General features: G+C 70.5%; 2 protein-coding genes and 1 pseudogene. All 3 read left to right on the top strand.

Features of this window, described 5'->3' with window-relative positions:
• Nucleotides 1–825: peptidoglycan recognition family protein (locus H5J26_RS32480; RefSeq protein ID WP_181769170.1), on the top strand; the 825-nt coding region annotated here is incomplete at its 5' end.
• 328 nt (nt 826–1,153) lie between these two features.
• On the top strand, nt 1,154–1,732 hold the full coding sequence (locus H5J26_RS30400; RefSeq protein ID WP_181769169.1) for an HhH-GPD-type base excision DNA repair protein: 579 nt from the start codon (nt 1,154–1,156) through the stop codon (nt 1,730–1,732).
• 233 nt (nt 1,733–1,965) lie between these two features.
• A pseudogene (locus H5J26_RS30395) lies at nt 1,966–2,254 on the top strand (hypothetical protein); the annotation flags it as partial.

The following is a 2,254-nucleotide window of genomic DNA, read 5'->3' as shown; positions in this document are numbered from 1 at the left end:
GCTCCCGCTCCAGCGGGGCCCCCGCCGGCGAACGACGGTCCCCCGGCTCCGGCGCCGGTGGAGGAACCTGAGCGACACGCAGCCGACGGCCTCCCCGACGAGGTACCGGCACCGCCGCCCGTGGAAGAACCCGAGCGACACGCAGCCGACGGCCTCCCCGACGAGGTACCGGCACCGCCGCCCGTGGAAGAACCCGAGCGACACGCAGCCGACGGCCTCCCCGACGAGGTACCGGCAGCACCACCGGCACCAGCACCGGCCGACGCACCGGCACCACCCCCGGCCGAGGCTCCGGCACCGCCACCCGCTGCGCCCCCGGCCGACGCACCGGCACCGCCACCCGCTGCGCCGCCCGCCGAGGCTCCGGCACCGCCCAACTTCGACCCGGCCGACCCGGCGAACTACACCCCCGGCCGGAGCGGGGAGATCTCACAGGTCGTCATCCACGTCACGCAGGGCAGCTACGACAGCACGATCAACTGGTTCAAGAACCCGGAGGCAGAGGTCAGCGCCCACTATGTGGTGCGTTCCGCCGACGGCCAGGTGACCCAGATGGTCGACGACGGCGACACCGCCTGGCACGTCGGTAACGGCAACCCCACAGCGATCGGCATCGAGCACGAGGGCTTCGTCGACGACCCGTCGTACTTCACCGAAGAGATGTACCGCTCCTCGGCCGCGCTGACGAGGAGTCTGGCCGACAAGTACGGGATCCCGAGGGACCGCGAGCACATAGTCGGCCACGCCGAGGTCCCCGGTAACGATCACACGGACCCCGGTCCGAACTGGGACTGGGACAAGTACATGCGTTACGTGAACGAATGATCGCGCGACGGGAGGCGCGTCAGCTCTGAAAAGAGGGAGTGACTCGGTGGCTCAGCGTCATGCTGAGCCACCGAGGCCCGTCCGCGGACGGCTACGGGCTGGAGCGCGGAGCCGTCGATCCACTACCGCCGTGCAGAGGTCAACTGCCCACCGAGGGCGATGAGTTGTCCCGCACGGTGGGGCTTGCCCGCTCCTGACCCCCTCCGGGACCGACCGCGCCGCCGGGCAGCCGGCCCGGCCAGTTGCTCACGACAACCGGCCGGTCACGCCTTGAGAAAGACGCGGAGGCAGACGTGCGATGCGGCGTCGAGAGGGCGATCATCGGCCCATGGACATCACACTTCGGCTGGCACAGCAGCCGGAAGCCGACGAGTTGCTCAGCCGCAGTCCGCTGGCCGCCATGACCGGCATGCTGCTGGACCAGCAGGTACCCATGGAATGGGCGTTCACCGGCCCGTACACCATCGCGCAGCGCATGGGCGAGGACGACCTGGACGCCCGTGCGATCGCCGCCCGCGACCCGGAGGAGTTCGCGGCGCTGCTGTCGCAGAAGCCCGCCGTTCACCGCTATCCGGGTTCGATGGCCAAGCGGGTCCAGCAGTTGTGCCAGTTCCTGGTCGACCACTACGACGGCGACGCGAGCGCCGTGTGGCGCGGCGTCGACAGCGGCAAGGAGGTTCTGAACCGGCTCAACGCTCTGCCCGGCTACGGCAAGCAGAAGTCGCAGATCTTCCTGGCGCTGCTGGGCAAGCAGATGGGCGTGACTCCGGCGGGCTGGCGGGAAGCAGCGGGCGCGTACGGCGAACAGGACGCCTTCCGGTCGGCGGCGGACATCACCGGGCAGGACTCGCTGGAGCGGGTCCGCGCGTTCAAGCAGGAGGCGAAGCGCGCGCAGAAGAAGGCGTAGGGCGTATCGGCAGTGCCACTCTGCGCCCCGCACCCGCCACGACCTGTGACGATGCCGACCGGAAGCACAAAGTCCGACCCCGCCAGCGTGGCCGTGGAAGGCGTCGGGTAGAACTTTGTGAACTGATTCACAGTGAGACTCTTGGCCCGGTTCCGCACTCCGTGCTGAGATGCGCTCACATCCGGCTCGAAGCTCGACGGCGCGCTTGGAGGACAACTGTGGCGGACACCGCCATGTCACGTTCGGTGAACCTGGACCCCGAAGGCGGCGAACCCTCACCGGCCTTCGGGGGCGGCGCGCCTTCGGATCAACTGCTCGCGGTCTCGCCGGTGGACCGCGCGGTGTGGCGCCTGCGCTCCCGCGGCTGCTGGGAGGACGCGGCGGCCCTGCTGGAGCCGTACGTCGCCACGGACACGGCGGCTTCGCTGCGGCAGGCGGCGCTGCTGGTCGAACAGTGCATGTTCACCGGCGAGGGCTGGGCCGCCGCGGAGGCGGCCCTGCGGGCGGCGGAGGCTCTGGCCC

This window comes from Streptomyces albidus (ex Kaewkla and Franco 2022) (assembly GCF_013870515.1).
Classification (GTDB): Bacteria; Actinomycetota; Actinomycetes; order Streptomycetales; family Streptomycetaceae; genus Streptomyces; species Streptomyces albidus.
This window is presented reverse-complemented; position numbering and strand designations above follow the sequence as displayed.

What these genes read in the sequence shown, in the direction of transcription:
- H5J26_RS30400 (WP_181769169.1), top strand. Translation starts at nt 1,154, where the DNA reads ATGGACATCACACTTCGGCTGGCACAGCAGCCGGAAGCCGACGAGTTG.